The organism is Sulfuriferula sp., from assembly GCF_054605375.1.
Window position 1 is genome coordinate 61,556 of the sequence record NZ_JBTSEG010000007.1, and the last position, 20,526, is coordinate 82,081.

Genomic DNA, 20,526 nt, shown 5'->3' on the forward strand with positions numbered 1-20,526 from the left:
GGTGCCATGAAAGAATTTATTTTTACCTCGGAATCCGTGTCAGAAGGTCATCCGGACAAGGTCGCCGACCAGATTTCCGATGCGGTACTGGATGCGATTCTAACCCAGGATCCGCATGCGCGTGTAGCTTGCGAGACGCTGGTCACTACCGGACTGGTGGTGATCGCCGGTGAAATCACCACCCACGCCACAGTAGACTACAATCTGGTGGCGCGCGAAGCGGTCAAGCGCATTGGTTACAATAGTTCGGAAATCGGCTTCGATTATCATACCTGTTCGGTCCTCACCACCTTCGGCAAGCAATCGGTGGATATCGCCCAGGGCGTCAATGAAGGCGAAGGTCTTGACCTCGACCAGGGCGCCGGCGATCAGGGGCTGATGTTCGGCTATGCCTGCGATGAAACAGCTTCATTGATGCCGCTACCGATTTATCTCGCTCATCGCCTGATGGAGCGTCAGTCCGAATTACGCAAGGATGGCCGTTTGCCGTGGCTGCGCCCGGACGCCAAATCCCAGGTGTCCATCCGCTATGTGGATGGCATTCCGCAACACGTGGATACGGTGGTGGTTTCCACCCAGCACGATCCTGACGTCTCGCATGCGCAAATTGAAGAAGCGGTCATCGAGGAAATCATCAAGCCGGTGATTTCCGGCGATCTGCTCAAAAACGACGTGCGCTATCTGGTCAACCCGACCGGGCGTTTCGTCATCGGCGGCCCGATGGGTGATGCCGGTTTGACCGGCCGCAAGATCATCGTCGACACTTACGGCGGCGCTGCGCCGCACGGCGGCGGCGCATTCTCCGGCAAGGATCCGAGCAAGGTGGATCGTTCCGCCGCCTATGCCGGACGCTATGTGGCAAAGAATATCGTCGCCGCCGGTCTCGCCAGCAAGTGCCTGGTGCAGGTGGCCTATGCCATCGGCGTGGCACGCCCGGTATCGCTGATGGTCAACACTTTTGGCACCGGCAAAATCGCCGACGAAAAAATTGCCAAGCTGGTGGAAGCGCACTTCGACCTGCGCCCCAAAGCGATTATCCAGACCCTCAACCTGCTGCGGCCAATTTACACCCGCACCGCCAGTTACGGTCATTTCGGCCGCGACGAACCGGAATTCACCTGGGAATCCGTCGACAAGGCCGAGGCACTGCGTGCGGATGCCTGCTTGTAAGCCGTTCAGGGGAGGGCAGCAAAAATTGCTGCCCTCAACCCGCCCTCTGCGGTAGAATTACCAACCAGCCTTGAGGAGCGTTGCGACGGGTATCCATCCCGCCAGGCTCAAGGCGTTTCAATTTGAAACCGCGCTCACGTCTTGCTTTTTTGGTCTTTATTACAGAAAGGAGGGCGTGATGAACGCCGTCACCCATTCCAGTACTACCCCCGATTACGTTATTGCCGACCTGTCGCTGGCCGGCTGGGGACGCAAGGAAATCAACATCGCCGAAATCGAAATGCCCGGCCTGATGGCGATCCGCGAGGAATTCGCCACCAGCCAGCCGCTCAAAGGTGCGCGTATCACCGGCTCGCTGCATATGACCATCCAGACCGCAGTGCTGATCGAAACCCTGCAGGCGCTGGGTGCCGAAGTGCGCTGGGCATCGTGCAACATTTTCTCCACGCAGGACCATGCGGCCGCCGCGATTGTGGCGACCGGCACACCGGTATTTGCCGTCAAGGGCGAGTCGTTGGCCGAATACTGGGATTACACCCACCGCATTTTCGAATGGCCGGACGGCGGTTATTCCAACATGATTCTGGATGATGGCGGCGATGCCACCATTCTGCTGCATCTGGGCACGCGCGCGGAATCCGACATCAGTGTGCTGGACAAACCCGGCAGCGAAGAAGAACGCGTGCTGTTCGCAGCCATCAAGGCCAAACTGGCCATTGATGCGACGTGGTATTCCACCCGTCTGGCGCAAATCAGGGGTGTCACCGAGGAAACCACCACCGGCGTGCACCGCCTGTACCAGATGTTTGAGCGCGGTGAGCTGAAATTCCCGGCGATCAACGTCAACGATTCGGTGACCAAATCCAAGTTCGACAACCTGTACGGCTGCCGCGAATCGCTGGTGGATGGCATCAAGCGCGCCACCGACGTGATGATTGCAGGCAAGGTCGCGGTGGTTGCAGGCTATGGCGACGTCGGCAAAGGCTCGGCGCAGGCGCTACGGGCTCTGTCCGCGCAGGTCTGGGTGACCGAGATCGACCCGATTTGTGCCTTGCAGGCCGCCATGGAAGGCTATCGCGTGGTGACCATGGACTACGCCGTGGACAAGGCCGACATCTTCGTCACCGCCACCGGCAACTACAATGTCATTACCCATGACCACATGGTGAAAATGAAAAACCAGGCCATCGTCTGCAATATCGGCCACTTCGATAACGAGATCGACGTCGCCGGTATCGAAAAATATCAGTGGGAAGAAATCAAGCCGCAAGTGGATCACGTGATTTTCCCGGATGGCAAACGCATCATTCTGCTTGCCAAGGGCCGCTTGGTAAACCTGGGTTGCGCCACCGGCCATCCGTCTTACGTGATGAGTTCGTCCTTCGCCAACCAGACCATTGCCCAGATCGATCTGTTCACCCGTACAGCCGACTACCCAATCGGCGTGTACACGCTGCCCAAGCATCTGGACGAAAAGGTCGCACGCCTGCAATTGAAAACGCTGAATGTGCAATTGACCGAACTGACCGATAAACAGGCCGCTTACATCGGCGTGGATAAAAACGGGCCGTACAAAGCAACGCATTACCGCTATTAAACGGGATCAAGGCGGCAAACATACGACAACCGGAGAACGACAATGCGTATATTGTTACTGTGGTTATTGAATGCCGTGGCTTTGCTGGCAGTTGCTTACCTGCTGCCGGCCATCCAGGTGGCCAGTTTTGGCTGGGCCCTGGTGGCCGCGCTGGTGCTGGGTTTGATCAACAGCGTGGTGCGGCCGGTGCTGGCCCTATTGACGCTGCCGATTACGCTGCTGACGCTGGGCCTGTTTTATTTTGTGTTGAACGGCTTGTTATTCTGGCTGGCCGGCAGTTTGCTGCCGGGATTTCATGTCAGCAATTTCGGTACCGCGTTTGTCGGTGCCATCCTGTATGGCGTGATTGCCTGGGTGCTCTCTGCACTCATACCCGGCAATAAGGATTAGACTCGCATATGACTACACGTACTTTCAGCTTTGAATTTTTCCCGCCCAAAACGCCGGAAGGCATGGACAAACTACGCGCCACCCGCGATCAGCTTGCGTTGCTGAAACCCAAGTTTTTCTCGGTGACGTTTGGCGCCGGCGGTTCCACCCGCGATCACTCGCTGGAAACAGTGCTCGACATCCAGCGCGCGGGCTATGCTGCTGCACCGCATCTGTCCTGCATCGGCTCCACCCATGACAATATCCGCGCCATCCTGCAGGAATACCGGACGCACGGTATTCGTCACATCATCGCCCTGCGCGGCGACCTGCCTTCCGGCATGGCCAGCACCGGCGAGTTTCGCTACGCCAACGAACTGGTGGAATTCATCCGCAGCGAAACCGGCGACTGGTTCAACATCGAAGTGGCGGCGTATCCGGAATACCATCCACAAGCCCGCAGCGCGCGTGACGATCTGCTCAACTTCAAGCGCAAGGTGGACGCGGGCGCCAATTCCGCGATCACCCAGTATTTTTTCAACGCCGACGCCTATTTCAATTTCGTTGACGAATGTTCTGCATTGGGAGTGAACCTTCCCATTGTCCCCGGCATCATGCCGATCGGCAATTTCTCGCAACTGGCGCGTTTCTCCGATGCTTGCGGCGCTGAAATTCCGCGCTGGATGCGCAAGCAGCTGGAAGGCTACAGCGACGACATCGAATCCATCCGCGCCTTCGGTCTGGATGTGGTGACCGATTTGTGCGAGCGCCTGCTCAAGGCAGGCGCGCCGGGCCTGCACTTCTACACCATGAATCAGGCAGCACTCACCACTGCCATCTGGCAGCGGCTGGGGTTGTAGTCGGCAAGCCCTTGCTTACTGCCAGCCGTAGCGGCGCGTATAGAACCCCTTCATCGCCTGGATCAGCACGACATAGCCCAGCAGGATTGCAATCAGGAACGGAAAGTAGCTCAACGGCAATGCTTCCAGCCTGAGGTAATGCGCAAACGGTCCCATCGGAATAAAAATTCCGAACGCCATAATGGCTGCGGTCATGGCGATCAGCGGCCAGGATGCGCGGCTTTGCAGAAACGGCACCTTGCGCGTGCGGATCATGTGCACAATCAAGGTCTGCGACAGCAGCCCTTCAATAAACCAGCCTGACTGGAACAGGGTTTGATGCGCCACGCTATTGGCGTTGAACACGAACCACATCAAGCCGAACGTCGTAATGTCGAAAATCGAGCTGACCGGCCCGAAAAACACCATGAAGCGGCCGATCTCACCCGGATTCCAGCGCTGCGGATGTTTTATCAGCTCCTCATCCACGTTATCGAACGGGATCGCAATCTGCGAAATGTCATACAGCAGGTTTTGCAGCAACAGCTGCAATGGCAGCATCGGCAAAAACGGCAGGAATGCGCTCGCCACCAGCACCGAGAACACATTGCCGAAGTTGGAGCTGGCCGTCATCTTGATGTACTTGAGCATGTTGGCAAAGGTCTTGCGGCCTTCGATCACGCCTTGCTCCAGCACCATCAGGCCTTTTTCCAGCAGGATGATGTCGGCAGCTTCCTTGGCAATATCCACTGCCGTATCGACTGAAATGCCGATGTCCGCTGCACGCAGAGCCGGCGCGTCGTTGATGCCATCCCCCATGAAACCCACCACATGACCATTGGACTTGAGCGCGCGCACGATGCGTTCCTTGTGCGCGGGCGACAGTTTGGCAAACACATTGTGCTGTTCCACCGCGACCGCCATCTCGGCATCGCTGAACACCTCGATCTGGCTGCCCAGGACCACCCCCTGCGTCGGCAGACCCACCTCACGGCAGATTTTGGCCGTGACCAGTTCGTTATCGCCGGTCAGCACCTTAACTGCCACACCATACGCCTGCAGTGCGGCAAGCGCCGGTGCAGTCGATTCCTTGGGCGGATCGAGGAAAGCGATGTAACCCACCAGGATCAGGCCGGACTCATCCGCCAGGCTATAAACTTTCTGGGTGGCTGATGTTTCTTTCATCGCGACCGCCACCACGCGCAGGCCTTCTTCATTGAGGGCAGCGGTGAGACTGTTTACCTGTTCCAGCAATTCGGCAGTCAGCGGCTCGATCGCATCCCCGTGCTGGACGCGGTTGCACACGCCGAGAATCTCTTCCACTGCACCCTTGCAGATCAGTTCGTGATGATCATCGCGTTCCGACACGACCACAGACATGCGCCGGCGCTGAAAATCGAACGGGATTTCGTCCACTTTGCGGAAATGCTGCGCCACATTGAGTTCACGATGTACCTCAGCGTGTTCCAGCACCGCCACATCAAGCAGGTTTTTCAGTCCGGTCTGGTAGTAGCTATTCAGATAGGCATACTGCAGCACCTGGTCCGACACTTCGCCGAACACGTCGGTGTGGCGCGCCAGAAAAATCCTGTCTTGCGTCAGGGTACCGGTCTTGTCAGTACATAGTACGTTCATGGCGCCGAAGTTCTGAATCGCGTCCAGTCGTTTGACGATGACTTTTTTACGCGACAGGATCACCGCACCCTTGGCCAGCGTGGAAGTGACGATCATCGGCAGCATTTCCGGTGTCAAACCCACCGCCACTGACAATGCAAACAGGAATGCCTCGACCCAATCGCCCTTGGTAAAGCCATTAATGAACAGTACCAGGGGTGCCATCACGAACATGAAACGGATCAGCAACCAGCTGACCCTGTTCACCCCTGTCTGGAATGCCGTAGGCGCACGGTCGGTGGTCATTACCCGCTGCGCCAATGCGCCGAAATAGGTACGGCTGCCCGTCGTTACCACCACCGCGCTGGCTGCACCGCTCACCACGTTGGTACCCATGAACAGGATATTTTCCAGATCCAGCGTATTGGTGATCGCCGGATTACGCGGCTGTGCAAATTTCTCCACGGGCAGCGATTCGCCGGTCATTGCCGACTGGCTCAGAAACAGATCCTTGGCGGTCAACACGCGTAAATCGGCAGGGATCATGTCGCCCGCAGACAGCACCACCAGATCGCCGGGCACCAGTTGGCTGATGGGCACTTCAGTACGACGTGGGCCTTTCGGATGCAGCACCGCATTGAAGTACAGGCGTGCTTCCTCGGCCGCCTCTTCCACCGGGTCGCGACGGATTACCGTGGCGGTATTACGTACCATTGCCTTTAATTTATCCGCCGCCTGATTGGATTTAGACTCCTGCCAGAAACGCAGCAGCGTGGACAACACCACCATGGTCGCGATGACGATAGCGCCCTTCATGTCCTGGGTCAGATAAGATACCAGCGCGAGCAGGGTCAGCAGCAAATTGAACGGATTGCTGTAGCTGTGCCATAGGTGCAGCCACCATGGCATGGGTTTTTCCTGCTCAACCTCGTTGCTGCCTACGCGTTCGCGAATGGCTTCGGCTTCGTGTTCGGTCAGCCCGTCCGGGTGAGTTGTCAGACTGGCCAACAGGGCATCGACATCGCTTCTGGCAGCTGCTGTCAATGTCTGCGCCAGCGATGCGGGTACTTCATTGCTCACCCCGCTACCGGTCAGCGCCTCAAGTATGGCCCGGCGCCGAAAGTGACGTCCCATGGCGCGGGTACGCACCAGTCCGGTAACAACTCGTTTCAGGATCGTGAAGTTCATTTTCTCTTCTTCCGTGAGACAACCAACCTGGGTTCGCGCATTATGTCGTCGCAGGCTGTCACGCAGCTTACGTCGACCCATGCGCCTCCCGACCGAGTCGATGAGGCATGAGACCATGCGCCGCGAGAATGAAATCCGCGCCACGTGCTGGCTCAGAGTCGCAAGCTAAGTTGTAGGGGGTCGGAGGTAAAAGACACCGGTCAGAGATTGACCAGGGTTGACCGCCTCTCGCGCTCGACGAGATAGCGGCAGAGGAGATTCTGCGGGTTATCTAACCGGGCGATCGCCAGTGATGCACTGGCGGCAACTGTCACCTGAACTAGTACCCACAAAGACTCCCCGTTTAAATAAAGCGCGCATGTTAGCTCAGGATTAAAGCGTTGAAAAGCACCTTTTTTATGTTGCTCAGCACTGCTCCCAGGGCAGCCCTTCAAAACGCCAGCCCGAAAGGCTCCCGCGGTGATGATGATCGTCAAGCGGCCCCTCAAAACCATGCAGTACGTTGTACACTTCAGTGTAGCCATGCTGTTCGAGAAACAGGCCTGCTTCAGCAGAACGATTGCCGCTGCGACAGATCAGCACCAGCGCACGGTCAACCGAAGTCGCACGCCGCACCTGCGCCAGAAAGTTCGGGTTCACATCCCAATCAGGGAATTCGTTCCAGGGGATATGGATGCTGTCCTTCGGGTGGCCAATAAACAAGAACTCCATTTCTGAACGCACATCGATGAATACTGCATCTGGGTGCGCCTGTAGAAACGAGTGAGCATCTTTCGGGCTGAGGTGTTGCATTAAGCGCCTCCTTGAATATGAATGGCGCTAAAGCCTACGATTCGCATTGGCTCAAGCCCCTGATTCCACGTATCATAACCGCCTTTCCGCCGTATCGTATACCGCCATGACCACTCGCACTGATTCGCTCCTTGCCGCTCTCAAAAAACGCATCCTGATCCTTGATGGTGCCATGGGCACCATGATCCAGAGTTACAAGCTGGAGGAGGCCGATTATCGCGGTATGCGTTTTGCCGATTTTCCGCATGACCTGAAGGGCAACAACGACCTGCTGGCGCTTACCCAGCCGCACATTATTCGCGCCATACACGCAGCCTATCTGGAGGCCGGTGCGGATATTCTGGAGACCAACAGCTTCAACGCCACGTCCATTTCGATGGCGGATTACCACATGCAGGACCTGGTCTACGAGCTCAACGTCGAGGCGGCCAGACTGGCGCGCAGCGCAGCGGATGAGTACTCGGCCAAAACCCCTGACAAGCCGCGCTTTGTCGCCGGTATTCTGGGCCCCACCAGCCGCACCGCCAGCATGTCGCCGGATGTCAACGATCCCGGTTATCGCAACGTCAGCTTTGACGAACTGGTCGTCGCCTACACCGAAGCGACGCGTGGCCTGGTGGATGGCGGCGCGGACATCCTGATGGTGGAAACCATTTTCGACACGCTCAACGCCAAGGCTGCATTGTTTGCGGTGGAAAAATATTTCGACGAGCACGGGCTGCGTCTGCCCATCATGATCTCCGGCACGATTACCGATGCCTCCGGCCGCACCCTGTCGGGCCAGACCACCGAGGCGTTCCTGAATTCGGTGCGCCATGTACGGCCATTGTCGATCGGGCTTAACTGCGCGCTGGGTGCGAGCGAACTGCGCCAGTATGTCGAGGAGTTATCCAACAAGGCGGACTGTTTTGTCTCCGCCCACCCCAACGCCGGCTTGCCCAACGCATTTGGCGAATACGATGAAACGCCGGCGGCGATGGTCGATCAGATCCGCCCCTGGGCAGCGGCCGGCATGCTCAATGTCATCGGCGGCTGCTGCGGTACCACACCGGCGCATATCAAGGCGATCCGCGAGGCGGTGGAAACCTACCCGCCGCGCGTGATCCCCGAGATCGAGAAAAAACTGCGCATCTCCGGGCTGGAGCCTTTCAATCTGGGTGAGGGCGATCTGTTCGTCAACGCCGGCGAACGCACCAATGTCACCGGCTCCAAAATGTTCGCGCGCCTCATCATCAACGGTCAGTACGATGAGGCGCTGGCAGTGGCGCGCACCCAGGTGGAAGCGGGTGCGCAGATCATCGACATCAACATGGACGAGGGCATGCTCGACGCGGAAGCAGCGATGGTACGCTTCCTCAACCTGATCGCCTCGGAACCCGACATCGCGCGCGTGCCGATCATGATCGACTCGAGCAAATGGTCGATCATTGAGGCCGGCCTGAAATGCGTGCAGGGCAAGTGCATCGTCAATTCGATCTCGATGAAGGAAGGCGAGGCCGAGTTCATCGAACGCGCCAAACTATGCCAGCGCTACGGCGCGGCGGTGATCGTGATGGCGTTCGATGAAGCGGGGCAGGCCGACACCCAGGCGCGCAAGGTGGAAATCTGCGCGCGCGCCTACAAAATCCTCACCAAACAGCTCGATTTTCCGCCTGAAGACATCATTTTTGACCCCAATATTTTTGCCATCGCCACAGGTATTGAAGAGCACAACAACTACGCGGTGGACTTCATCGAGGCGGTGCGCGAGATCAAACGCACCTTGCCGTTTGCGAAAATTTCCGGCGGCGTATCCAACGTGTCGTTCTCGTTCCGCGGCAACGAGCCGGTGCGCGCGGCGATTCATACCGTATTTCTCTATCATGCGATCCAGGCCGGCATGGACATGGGCATCGTCAATGCCGGGCAACTGGGCGTGTACGATCAGATTCCGGCCGACTTGCTCGAACACGTTGAAGATATAATTTTGAACCGCCGCCCCGACGCCACCGAGCGCATGGTGGAATTTGCCGACAGCGTCAAAGGCTCCGCCAGGGAACTGGTGGAAGACTTGTCCTGGCGTGAAGCGCCAGTGGGCGCACGCCTCACCCATGCGCTGGTAAAAGGCATCACCGCCTACATCATTGAGGACACCGAAGAGGCGCGCCAGCAGGCAGCGCGCCCGATCCACGTCATCGAAGGCGCGCTGATGGATGGCATGAACGTGGTCGGCGACCTGTTCGGCGCGGGTAAGATGTTTCTGCCGCAGGTGGTGAAATCCGCGCGCGTGATGAAGCTGGCGGTAGCGCACCTGATCCCGTTCATCGAGGCAGAAAAGGCGCTAAGCGGGGTGGCCACCGAAGCCAAGGGAAAGATCGTCATGGCCACGGTAAAGGGTGACGTGCACGATATCGGCAAGAACATCGTCGGCGTGGTACTGGCGTGCAACAACTACGACGTGGTGGATCTGGGCGTGATGGTGCCCGCCGCCAAAATTCTGCAAGCCGCAATCGATGAAAAGGCCGACTTTATCGGCCTGTCCGGGCTGATCACCCCTTCGCTGGAGGAAATGGCTCACGTCGCCAAAGAGATGGAGCGCCTCGGCATCAAGCTGCCGCTGCTGATCGGCGGCGCCACCACTTCGCTGGCCCACACCGCGGTTAAAATCGAGCCCCATTACAGTGGCACCACCGTGTATGTGAAAGACGCCTCGCGCGCGGTGGGGGTATGTACGCAGTTGCTCTCGCCTGAGCTGCGCGACGCCTACATGGCCGAGGTCAAGGCCGATTACATCCGCATCCGCGAAAGCCACAAAGGCAAGCGCGCCCAATCCAAACGCGCCACGCTGGCGCAGGCACGCGCCAACGCGCTGGTCACCGACTGGGGCGCGTATACGCCACCGGTTCCCAAACAGCTGGGATTGCAAGTATTCAAAAATTACCCGCTGGCGGAGATCGCCCATTATATCGATTGGACGCCATTCTTCCAGACCTGGGAACTGCACGGACGCTACCCGAAAATCCTTCAGGATGAAGTGGTGGGGGAAGAGGCGCGCAAACTGTTTGCCGACGCCAAGGCCATGCTGAAACGCATCATTGACGAAAACTGGCTGCACGCCAACGGCGTGATCAGCCTGTTCCCCGCCAACCGCGTAGGCGACAACATCGAAATCTACACTGACGAAACGCGCACCCAGGTGGCGATGACCTACCATGCGCTGCGCCAGCAGATGGAAAAGCCGCCGGGCCGCCCGAACATGTGCCTGGCCGACTTCATCGCACCCAAAGACAGCGGCGTGAAAGATTACATCGGCGCCTTCGCCGTCACCGCCGGGCTTGGCATGGACGAGCGTGTGGCGGCCTACGAAAAAAATCTGGACGACTACAATGCCATCCTGTTCAAGTCACTCGCCGACCGCTTTGCGGAGGCTTTCGCCGAGTGCATGCACGCCCGTGTGCGGCGCGAATTCTGGGGCTATGCCGGCGACGAAACGCTTGGCGACGAAGAACTGATCGATGAAAAATATCGCGGTATTCGCCCTGCGCCGGGATATCCAGCCTGCCCCGAGCACAGCGAAAAAGCAGCGTTATTTGAACTGCTGCATGCCACCGAAAACACCGGTATGCAACTGACTGAAAGCTACGCCATGCTGCCAGCCTCAAGCGTGTCCGGATTTTATTTCTCTCATCCGGAATCCAGCTACTTTGCCGTTGCCAAGATTGATCGTGACCAACTGGAAGATTATGCGCAACGCAAGGACTGGGATATCGCAACCGCCGAGCGCTGGCTGGCACCCAACCTGGGCTATGACGGCGAAGTATAAAGACAGCGACTTTTGAGGCCGCCTTAAAAAAAGCGTTACCGGCCTTGTCAGAGATGCTGGCGGTCAATTCATGCGGAGCCGCGCCTCGAGCCCGGAGTATTCCAGACTTTTCTCGATGGCCTCTGCAATCGCGCGCACCTTGGCATCGTGACACTGCGCGGCATCGCGCTGACCCTGCGCAGCAAGCAGACGAGCCAGCGCGGCCTGCACATCCATCTGTAGTCGCACACGGCCGATATCCTGCGCCAGCGCAGCGGCGCGGGACAATTCTACCTGCGCCTCCCTGTATTCTTCCTCCATCAACATCGCTTCACCACGCCACCGTCGCGCGACCGCCTCGAGTTCGCGCAGGCCGTTCGGTTCGGCGATTGCGAGCAGCTCGCCACCATACGCGCGGCAGCGGCTCGCGTCGCCCGCCGCGAGTGCGATCTCCGCCAACCCGTCAAGACACCGGACCATCATGTAACGCTCCGAAGTGCGGCATGCTTGTTCGAGCGTGGTCTGCAGCGCCTGCGTACTAAGCTTTTGCCCGAGCCTCGACCGCGCGACGACAAGGTGTGTGTCGATCGCGGCGCGCCAGAACAGAATGCCGGTGTCGCGCCCGAGTGCGAGCCCGTGCTCCAAGTGTTCGACCGCCAGTTCGTTCAAGCCGAGGTCGAGCAGGAGATGGCCGATGCAGTCGAAGGCGATGAGCTGGTAGCGCACCTGACTGAGACTCTCGAGCCAGTGCAGGGTCTTTTGCATGCTAATCCACGCTTCGCCGTAGCGGCCGGTGCACGCCCGGGCATGGTCGAGCCCGAGCAGCGTGGGTCCAAAATGCCACTGCAAGTCCGCGGCACGCGCGATGTCGAGCGCCGCCTCGAAGCTTGCCGTGGCGCGCGGGTAGTCGCCGAGTCCCCTGGTCCCGATGCAGGCGTGCCCGATCATCATCAGGTTCTCGGACTCGTAACTCTTGTCGCCGATGCCGCGGGCCAGCGCGAGAGAGCGGGTGTAGCACGCGATCGCCGCCGCGGGCTCCGCGTTCGCGAAGTGCGCCTCGCCGCGGCCATGATAAGCCTGCACCGCGACGAGATCGGTGAAACCCGTGCGCTCGCAGATCTCGACCGCCTGTTGGTGGAATCCGATTGCCTGATTGTTCTGCCCGGTGCTCCACGCGACCGTCCCTAGGTGATAAAGGGTGTCGGCCGCATGGCGCTCATCGTTCATTGCGCGGGACTCGGCCAGCGCTTCGGTGAGGCACGACGTCGCCTCTTCATATTGGTCTGCGCGCCGATAGGCCATGCCCAGCTGGATCAGCGCGTCACGCGTCTTTGCGCGTTCGCCGCCGGCACGCAACACATCAATGACGCGGCGCATGTCGACGACGGCACCTTGGGTCTGTCCGGCCTGTGCGCGCGCCGCACCGCGCTGCTCGTAGATCGCAAGGCGTTGCCGCGCGTCCAGCGATTCCGGGTGCGCCTCGGACAGCGCGACCGCGCGATCCAGCCAGTGCAAGGCATCGCGCATCGCGAACAGCATCTGCGAGTGTTCTCCGGCGAGGACCAGGTAATGGAGCGCCTTCGACCAGACGTGTGCGCGCTCGTAGTGTTCCGCCAGCTCGGCATCGCGTTCGTGCATTGCGTCGTCACCGCGGCGTTCCAGAGCCTCCGCCACCGACTGATGCAGCAGCCTGCGCCGTGCACCGCCGATGTCACGATAGAGCACCTCGCGAAGCTTGTCGTGGCTGAAGTCGTATACGCCGCCCTCCGGCTCCTCGCGCAGCAAACGACGCTTGACGAACGCCTCCACCGCGTCGAGCAGCGGCGCTTCGGGCTCGCGTGTCACGTCGAGAAGCGTATCGAAGTCGAAACGCCGGCCGAGGACTGCGGCGGTTTCGAGCAGCGGCCTGATCGCCTTGGGCACGTGCGCGAGTCGCACGCGCACGGCGGCACGCAACGCGTCCGGGAGCAATCCCGGTGCGCCGCTCGCGTGCGGCTCCAGCTGCGTCTCGCCATCGCTCAAGGATTGCAGGATCGACATCAGGAAGAACGGATTGCCTTCTGTTTCGCGATGCAGGCGCTCGGCCAGGCCGGGTACACCGAGGTTCGCATCGGCGAGCGCCGCGACCAGACTCTCGGTATCCGCATAACCCAGTCGGGCGAGTGGCATACGGCGCGCATCGGTGTCGCGGCGCAAGCTCTCAACCAGCTGTGCGAACCGCTCGTCGCTGTCGACAGCTTCGTCACGATAGGCGTAGATCACAAGCACCGCGCGCTGCGCAGCGTGGCGCGCGAGATAATGCAGCACTTGCGCGCTGGCATCGTCGGCCCACTGGATGTCGTCCACCATGAAAACAGCCGGGCGACCGCTTCGCGATGCCTCAAGCAGTTGATCCACGGCACGGGACAAGCGCGCCTGCCGCGCCTCGGGAAAATCCTTCGACAACTGCGGCAGGTCCGGAATACGCTCGCCAACCTCGGGCACCAGGGCGGCGAGTTCGGCGAGAGACACGGGCGACATGGCGCGCAACACCGCGTCCGATACGCGGTCGAGCGCGCGCGTCACGAGGCCAATCACGGGCTGGTACGGCATCGCGCGTTCGATCTCGTAGCAGTTCGTCGCGAGCGTCGGTAAGTCCTGAGCGTGCGCATAGCGCGTGACCTCGCGCAGCAAACGGCTCTTGCCGATTCCTGGCTCGCCTTCGATCAGGACGGTGTACCCGGCGCCGGCGGTGAGCCGCGCGATGAGTCCGATTAGCAAGCCGTACTCGTTACTGCGACCAACGAAGGGCGCGGTATCGCTCGCAGCGCCAATGGCCGAATCAGGCGGGTGAAGAATCGATGTGGCAGGTGCAGCGGTACGCGCGCCGACGCCGACCGGCGTGAGGTCCAGTTGCAGACGGTTCGTGGCGTGCAGCGCACGTGCCGCATCGAGGAAATCGCGCCGCTCCACCTCGGGTATGGCGAGCGATACGGCGAGCCGTTCAGCGAGCCGCCGTGAGGGGCGACGCTCGTCGGCCTCGATCTTTCTGATGGTGAAACCCGAGCAGCAGACCCGCTGGGCAAGCGCCTCCTGGGTGAGATCCAGCGATTTGCGGCGGCGCCGCAACCAGTAACCAAATGAATGTGTCCTGTCCTCCATGTCGCTTGGCCCTCCGTAGCATCCTGCACGCTTGAGTCTAACAGCTTAGTCCCCGCTTTTGTCCCGCTTTTTGTCCCGTTTTGCGGTACCCCATGCCGTCTCCCATGAAGTGAAATAGGCACGTCGTTCGGCAATGCCAGAACCAAGGCCGACGATGCGCAATTGGACCGCGTTGCCACACCCAGACAAGTCCTAATCCACATCATTAAGGAGAGATAGCCATGAGTACTCTGAAGCTTCTAGCACTGTCGTTGGCACTTGCGTTTGGGGTTCTAGGCGCAGGGATAGCCGACGCGGATCCCGCGACTCATGTGATGGTAACGCCAGGCGATCTCAAGTGGGCCGAGGTACCCTCGATACCGCCCGGGGCAATGATCGCCGTCATCGAAGGCCCGATGAACGAACCCGCTCCCTTCACTGTGCGACTGAAGTTCCCCGCGAACTATAAATTGCCGGCACATTGGCATCCAGCGATCGAGCATGTCACAGTCATCTCGGGCACGTTCAACATGGGCACTGGCGACAAGCTGGACACTTCCAAAACCCATGCATTGCCGCCCGGCGCCGTCGCCATCATGCAGCCCAAGACCAACCATTTCGCCTGGACCAAGGAAGAAACCGTCGTCCAGTTGCATGGCGTCGGGCCGTGGGGCATCACGTACGTCAATCCGGCGGACGATCCGCGGAAGAAATGAATCATTAAAGTCCGATTAGCAGTCCTAACACAATATAGGAGAACGCCATGTCAGCAGTCATTTCCACTTCCATCCCCGCCATTGACCTTGCGGCCGTAAAGAACAAGCAGCACCTGGCCTGGTCGGCTGGTGACTACGCCGTCGTCGGCACCACGCTGCAGATCGTCGGCGAATCGCTTTGCGAGGCGCTCGATCTGCATGCCGGCGAGCGCGTGCTCGACGTCGCCGCCGGCAACGGCAATGCGACACTTGCCGCCGCGCGCCGTTGGTGTGATGTCGTATCGACCGATTACGTCTCGACGCTGCTTGAGCGCGGCCGTGCCCGGGCTAGCGCCGAAGGCCTGCCGGTGCAGTTCGAGCCGGCGGACGCCGAGAATCTGCCGTACCCCGACCACAGCTTCGATGTGGTGATGTCCACCTTCGGCGTAATGTTCACGCCCGACCAGGATAAGGCCGCGGCGGAAATGGCGCGCGCCTGCAAACCCGGCGGCCGGATCGGCCTCGCAAACTGGACGCCGACCAGTTTTGTCGGCGAGATCTTCAAGCTGATAGGCAAGTACCTGCCCCCGGCGGCCGGCGTGAAGTCGCCCGCGCTCTGGGGCACCGAAGCGCGGCTGTGCGAGCTGTTCGGCGCGCGGCTCGACTCGATTGCGATCGAGCGCAGGGACTTCGTGTTCCGCTACCACAGCGCGGCTCATTGGCTGGAAGTCTTTCGCACCTTCTACGGCCCGGTGCACAAGGCGTTCGGGGCGCTCGACGCCGAGAAACAGGAAGCGCTCGCCGCCGACCTAATTGCCCTGGCAGAACGCTTCAATCGCGCGACCGATGGCACGCTAGTGGCCCCGGGCGAATACCTTGAGGTGGTTATCAAGCGTAAGTAGTTAGTGGATATGGCCATGAACATCATCGCATGCGGCGTTATGTCTTTCACTTGAACAAGTAAACAGGCGCATCCACGCGTCATTATATGAAGGAGCTACAACATGAACATTAGCGATGTCATGATTCACATCAATGAGTCCCTGAGCAAAGAAGCGCGCTCGTCTCTCGAAAATGAAATGAGAAAGGTCGAGGGAGTCGTTTCGCCAGGGTTTAACGAAGGCAAGGAGCATCTTCTTTTGATCACCTATGACACGGAAAAAACCAACACGGCGGTCTTGTTGGAGAAGGCACGGGCAGCAGGCTATACCGCACAGCTCGTAGGTATGTAAACAAGGCGACCTCGGTGGCGCATCGCGGTGTGTTGCCGGCAAATATAGAAATCAAGTGGCTAACCTAAAGGAGAACAACATGACTGAAACTGATCGCATCAAATATTTGCGCATCGCTCTGCTACTCGTGGGGCTGACCTTCACATTCGGCATCTGGCCGCTTGGCATCGTCTGGCCGTCCGGCTGGGCGTGGCATGAAGGTGGGCGATCGGAATATCTGGAGATGATCCTCGGCATTTATGCCACGCTCGGCGTGTTCCTGATGATTGCCTCGCGTGATCCGATGGCGCACAGAAGCCTAATCTGGTTTACGATCTGGTCGAGTATCGTGCACGGCGGGATCATGGGTGTTCAATCTATCGTTAATCCCATGCACATGGGGCATCTCTTTGGCGACGTTGCAGCTTTGCTTGCCGTCGCGGCTGTCCTGGCAGTGCTGACCCCACGTCAGACCTCTGTACGCAGCGACTTGCTATAAACAGAAGTGGAGTTGTTCGTGAACGTGTTTTTTCACCCCCGAAAAGGAGATCCCCATGAACAGAAAACATTTTCCTGCCGACCTTGTACTCGGGCTGCTTCTGGCCATTCCCTTGACCGCACTTGGGGAGGGCAAGGTACAGATCACGTCGCCAGCAGACGGCGCAACCCTGGACGCGATGAACGAGATCCGGGTGGCCTATGAAGTGGATCCCGGCCCGCGCGGGGATCACGCCCATCTCTATGTCGATAACAAGGAAGTGGCGATACTGCGCAAACTCAAGGGCAGCTACCCGCTGGAAACCCCGGCGGCCGGCAAGCACAGCCTCTGTGTCAAGATCGTGAACAAGAATCACGTGCCGATTGGCATTGGACAGTGCATCCAGGTCACAGTGGAATAGGCCACGGCGTAATAAGCCACGGTGAAATAAATCATGGGTTCAGAAAACCTTGCCTACGCCCTGATCCAAGTGTTGCATAACTTCGGTGCCACCGTGATCGTGGGCGGCGCGATATTCGCTTTGTGGCCCGTACCCCGCCTGGAATATGCTCGGACATACGCATGGTTGATTCTCATCGCCTGGGGCGCACAAATTCTCAGCGGGGGATTGTTCGGCCTCACCAGCCTTTACTACTACGGCGAAACACCGGATTTAAGCAGCGTTGCCATAGCCGCACTTGCAGTCAAAGTTACTGCGGCCATCAGCGGATTTCTGCTGGCCGCCTTCTACCTCAGTCGCGGTAAGGGATGGGATCGTGGGAGCGTGATGCGCACCTTCAGGAGCCTTGCCGCGCTGGGTGCTGTCGCCCTGACGGCGGCAGCTTTTTTACGCTGGTTTTCATAAGAAGTTGCATCGCATATTCCGCCAAAACTGCCGCGAGTAACGCTGATGACCCGTCACGGAACAGGTAGTAAATGTGGGCAATCCGCGCACGGGGCGCAAGTGGGCGAAGCCCAACTTGAAAGTAAGCTTTATCAAGGAAAATTACCATGTCAACGCGATTGTTTTCGTTCATTGGTGGCAACACAGGACTCTGGCGTGTCGCCGGTATGAAAGTGCTTGCTGGGGAACCATTGCCTGCTGCGAGAAGGCTGGCAATCGCTACTGGCTCAGAAATTCCATCCGATTCACATGCGGCCTGGGTTTTTCGTGGCATAACCAGTAATGAGAGATATACCGTTCGCGAGGAAAGGAGCCAGATCGTGGCCAAGCTGCTGGGTCTCGGGCGCCCCGAGGCGACGTACGGGGCGCTGATCGCCATTCGAAAGAACGAAGCCTGGTGGGCGCTTACGCAAGACGAACGCCTGAGTATTTTTAAAGACCAGTCTCACCACACCAAAATCGGGCTTCAGTATTTTCCTACGTTGGCGCGAAGACTTCACCACTGCCGGGATCTCTCGGAGCATGAGCCATTCGATTTTCTCACCTGGTTCGAGTACGAGCCAGCTCAAGAGGCGGCGTTCAACAAACTGCTTACCGAGCTGCGCGCAATAGAGGAGTGGAAGTATGTTGAGCGAGAAGTTGACATCCGGCTCGTGCGTGAGGATGCCTGATCGTTGGGCGCGCGCGGGCGCGGCCTCAGATTCAGGATGCTGACCGCATATCGTGGACGCCGCCGCCGACAAGAATCGGTGGCCAGGCAAAGGAAACAGAGGAGAACGGCCATGGGCAAGCGATTCGACAGCATTCTGGACACCATCGGCAACACGCCGGTGATTCGCATCAACAAGTTGGGTCCCAAGGGCGTCAACCTCTACGTCAAGGTGGAGTCCTTCAATCCGATGGGGTCGGTAAAGGACCGGCTGGCCCTGGGGGTGATCGAGGACGCCGAACGGCGCGGAGAACTCAAGCCCGGACAGACGATCGTCGAGGCCACGAGTGGCAATACCGGCATCGGCCTGGCCATGGTCTGCGCCCAGAAGGGCTATCCCCTGGTCGTCACCATGGCCGAGAACTTCAGCGTGGAGCGGCGCAAGCTGATGCGATTTCTCGGCGCCAGGGTCGTTCTGACGCCGGCCGCCCAGAAGGGCTCGGGGATGGTGGCGAAGGCCGAGGAGTTGGCCAGGGCGCATGGCTGGTGGCAGCCGCGCCAGTTCGAGAACCCCGCCAACGCGGAGACCCACGCCCGAACCACCGCCGTGGAGATCCTCGAGGATTTCGCCGATATCTCGCTCGACTACTGGGTCACCGGCTTCGGCACCGGCGGCACGCTGAACGGCGTGTCGCGGGTGCTGAAGGAGAAAAGTCCGCATACGCAGATCATCGTCTGCGAGCCGGACAATTCGGCCATGCTGGCCAGCGGCATTGCGCAGGCGAGGCACGACGACGGATCCCACCGCGCGAGCCATCCCCGATCGCGGCCGCACCTGATGCAGGGATGGTCCCCGGACTTCATCCCCCGGCTCGTGGAACAGGTCACTGCGGCCAGCCGCATTGACGGCTTTGTGTTGATCGACGGCCAGGACGCGCTGCGCTGTGCCAGGGAGCTGGCGCGGCAGGAAGGCATCTTCGTCGGCATCTCGGCGGGCGCCACGTTTTCGGGTGCGCTGCGGGTCGCCCAGGCCGCGCCGCAGGGCGCCAACATCCTGTGCATGCTGCCCGATACCGGCGAGCGCTACCTTTCCACACCGCTGTTCGACGACATTGCCGTCGAGATGACCGAGGAGGAGATTGAACTGTCGAGGTCGACGCCGGGATTTCGATTCGATGTCACCCCGGCAGCCACACCGGCGTCAGTGGAAGCGGCGGATGCCCTGGACGAAGCGGCCACCAGCGAGGTCGATGCCATGTTGCGCGACCCGGGCCGGCCTGTCGTCATGTTCGCCTACGAGTGGTGCGAGTTCTGCAACGCGGTCCGCAAGGTGTTCTCGGAGTACGGCATCGCCTACACCTCGGTCGATCTCGATTCGGTCGCCTACCAGCAAGGCGACCGCGGCATCAAGATATTCGAGGTTCTCAAGCGGCGGACCGGATCTTTCACCTTGCCTCAGATCTTCATCGGCGGAGACTTCGAAGGCGGCTGCACCGACGCGTTCAACAGCCTGAAGTCAGGCCAGCTGCACACTCGCCTGCAAAAACACGGGGGCACCATCGACCCGTCAGTCAAGACCGACCCCTATGAACTTCTGCCCAAGTGGTTGCACCCACGTTGAACCGGCACCGATTCGCTCCTCGAGTGACCCTCGCCTGATTACCAATGCGCCTCCAGCCCGGTCTTCCAGTCATCCACGAACTGCTGGATTGAGTCGATGAAGTCCTGATCCTGTCCGGTACGGTTGATGGTGAGATGAATAACGGTATGCTGCGGGTTAGGTAGATGTCCTGTGGTCACGGTCCATTGCAGGGCATTGGGACAGCCAGGCAATGAAAAGCGCACGCCATGACTCAAATCCTCGCGGTGCGTATGGAACGTCCCCCACACGCAATAGATTTCACCGCTCGACTTCGCGTCGCTCAGCACCTCTTCGATAGACGCACACCAGTGCGGCAATTCGCTGATCGTCAGCCGGCGCTGCAGATCAGCAGCCGAAGCGGGAATAATTGTCGTGGCAAAGAATTCCATGCGTAAATATTAATCGGAAACCGGGTGGCGCGCACGTGCCCGTCCCGGTCCTTCTCAAGGAAGGCGGGCGGGAATAAATATCTCGCGA

The 20,526-nt window shown here is 59.5% G+C and carries 17 protein-coding genes and 1 riboswitch; of the genes, 13 read left to right on the plus strand and 4 right to left on the minus strand.

The window, feature by feature from the left end:
• The first annotated feature begins 6 nt into the window (after positions 1–6).
• The 4 genes from metK (at position 7) to metF (ending at position 3,996) form a co-directional block, all read left to right on the plus strand.
• Positions 7–1,170: a methionine adenosyltransferase gene (gene metK / locus ACYCZJ_RS06150; RefSeq protein WP_461553342.1), complete on the plus strand. Its 1,164-nt coding sequence runs from the start codon at positions 7–9 to the stop codon at positions 1,168–1,170.
• A gap of 66 nt (positions 1,171–1,236) precedes the next feature.
• Positions 1,237–1,313, plus strand: a riboswitch (S-adenosyl-L-homocysteine riboswitch).
• Between the two features lie 35 nt (positions 1,314–1,348).
• The gene (gene ahcY, locus ACYCZJ_RS06155; RefSeq protein ID WP_461553343.1) at positions 1,349–2,767 is read left to right on the plus strand and encodes an adenosylhomocysteinase; all 1,419 of its coding nucleotides are present in this window, start codon (positions 1,349–1,351) and stop codon (positions 2,765–2,767) included.
• 42 nt (positions 2,768–2,809) lie between these two features.
• On the plus strand, positions 2,810–3,157 hold the full coding sequence (locus tag ACYCZJ_RS06160; RefSeq protein ID WP_461553344.1) for a phage holin family protein: 348 nt from the start codon (positions 2,810–2,812) through the stop codon (positions 3,155–3,157).
• An 8-nt stretch (positions 3,158–3,165) separates the two neighbouring features.
• Positions 3,166–3,996 carry a methylenetetrahydrofolate reductase [NAD(P)H] gene (gene metF, locus ACYCZJ_RS06165; protein ID WP_461553345.1) on the plus strand — a complete coding sequence of 277 codons (831 nt, stop codon included), beginning with the start codon at positions 3,166–3,168 and terminating at the stop codon, positions 3,994–3,996.
• A gap of 15 nt (positions 3,997–4,011) precedes the next feature.
• Here the strand turns inward: metF and mgtA are convergent, their stop codons facing one another.
• The gene (gene mgtA, locus ACYCZJ_RS06170) at positions 4,012–6,777 is read right to left on the minus strand and encodes a magnesium-translocating P-type ATPase (RefSeq protein WP_461553346.1); all 2,766 of its coding nucleotides are present in this window, start codon (positions 6,775–6,777) and stop codon (positions 4,012–4,014) included.
• Positions 6,778–7,182: 405 nt separating this feature from the next.
• Positions 7,183–7,569 carry a rhodanese-like domain-containing protein gene (locus tag ACYCZJ_RS06175; protein ID WP_461553347.1) on the minus strand — a complete coding sequence of 129 codons (387 nt, stop codon included), beginning with the start codon at positions 7,567–7,569 and terminating at the stop codon, positions 7,183–7,185.
• 106 nt (positions 7,570–7,675) lie between these two features.
• On the opposite strand from ACYCZJ_RS06175, the gene metH reads away from it, so the two are divergent.
• Positions 7,676–11,371 (plus strand): methionine synthase, encoded by a 3,696-nt coding sequence (metH, locus tag ACYCZJ_RS06180; protein ID WP_461553348.1) that lies wholly within the window; start codon positions 7,676–7,678, stop codon positions 11,369–11,371.
• A gap of 63 nt (positions 11,372–11,434) precedes the next feature.
• Here the strand turns inward: metH and ACYCZJ_RS06185 are convergent, their stop codons facing one another.
• Positions 11,435–14,491 carry an ATP-binding protein gene (locus tag ACYCZJ_RS06185; protein ID WP_461553349.1) on the minus strand — a complete coding sequence of 1,019 codons (3,057 nt, stop codon included), beginning with the start codon at positions 14,489–14,491 and terminating at the stop codon, positions 11,435–11,437.
• 221 nt (positions 14,492–14,712) lie between these two features.
• Here ACYCZJ_RS06185 and ACYCZJ_RS06190 point away from each other — a divergent pair, with 221 nt between their 5' ends.
• The 8 genes from ACYCZJ_RS06190 to cysK all read left to right on the plus strand — a co-directional run bounded on the left by ACYCZJ_RS06190 (position 14,713) and on the right by cysK (position 20,028).
• Positions 14,713–15,186: a cupin domain-containing protein gene (locus tag ACYCZJ_RS06190; protein ID WP_461553350.1), complete on the plus strand. Its 474-nt coding sequence runs from the start codon at positions 14,713–14,715 to the stop codon at positions 15,184–15,186.
• 47 nt (positions 15,187–15,233) lie between these two features.
• Complete coding sequence (locus tag ACYCZJ_RS06195) at positions 15,234–16,067, plus strand: class I SAM-dependent methyltransferase (protein WP_461553351.1); 834 nt, start codon at positions 15,234–15,236, stop codon at positions 16,065–16,067.
• A 102-nt stretch (positions 16,068–16,169) separates the two neighbouring features.
• Positions 16,170–16,397: a hypothetical protein gene (locus tag ACYCZJ_RS06200; RefSeq protein ID WP_461553352.1), complete on the plus strand. Its 228-nt coding sequence runs from the start codon at positions 16,170–16,172 to the stop codon at positions 16,395–16,397.
• A gap of 79 nt (positions 16,398–16,476) precedes the next feature.
• Positions 16,477–16,875, plus strand: coding sequence for a DUF6632 domain-containing protein (locus ACYCZJ_RS06205; protein ID WP_461553353.1), 399 nt, complete (start codon positions 16,477–16,479; stop codon positions 16,873–16,875).
• A gap of 55 nt (positions 16,876–16,930) precedes the next feature.
• Positions 16,931–17,275 (plus strand): hypothetical protein, encoded by a 345-nt coding sequence (locus ACYCZJ_RS06210; protein WP_461553354.1) that lies wholly within the window; start codon positions 16,931–16,933, stop codon positions 17,273–17,275.
• Between the two features lie 33 nt (positions 17,276–17,308).
• Entirely contained in the window at positions 17,309–17,719 is a 411-nt protein-coding gene (locus ACYCZJ_RS06215; protein ID WP_461553355.1) for a hypothetical protein, read from the plus strand.
• Positions 17,720–17,865: 146 nt separating this feature from the next.
• The gene (locus ACYCZJ_RS06220) at positions 17,866–18,429 is read left to right on the plus strand and encodes a chlorite dismutase family protein (RefSeq protein ID WP_461553356.1); all 564 of its coding nucleotides are present in this window, start codon (positions 17,866–17,868) and stop codon (positions 18,427–18,429) included.
• A 111-nt stretch (positions 18,430–18,540) separates the two neighbouring features.
• Positions 18,541–20,028 (plus strand): cysteine synthase A, encoded by a 1,488-nt coding sequence (cysK, locus tag ACYCZJ_RS06225; protein ID WP_461553357.1) that lies wholly within the window; start codon positions 18,541–18,543, stop codon positions 20,026–20,028.
• Between the two features lie 38 nt (positions 20,029–20,066).
• On the opposite strand, the gene ACYCZJ_RS06230 is transcribed toward cysK, so the two are convergent.
• Positions 20,067–20,438 (minus strand): hypothetical protein, encoded by a 372-nt coding sequence (locus ACYCZJ_RS06230; RefSeq protein WP_461553358.1) that lies wholly within the window; start codon positions 20,436–20,438, stop codon positions 20,067–20,069.
• Positions 20,439–20,526 lie beyond the last annotated feature (88 nt).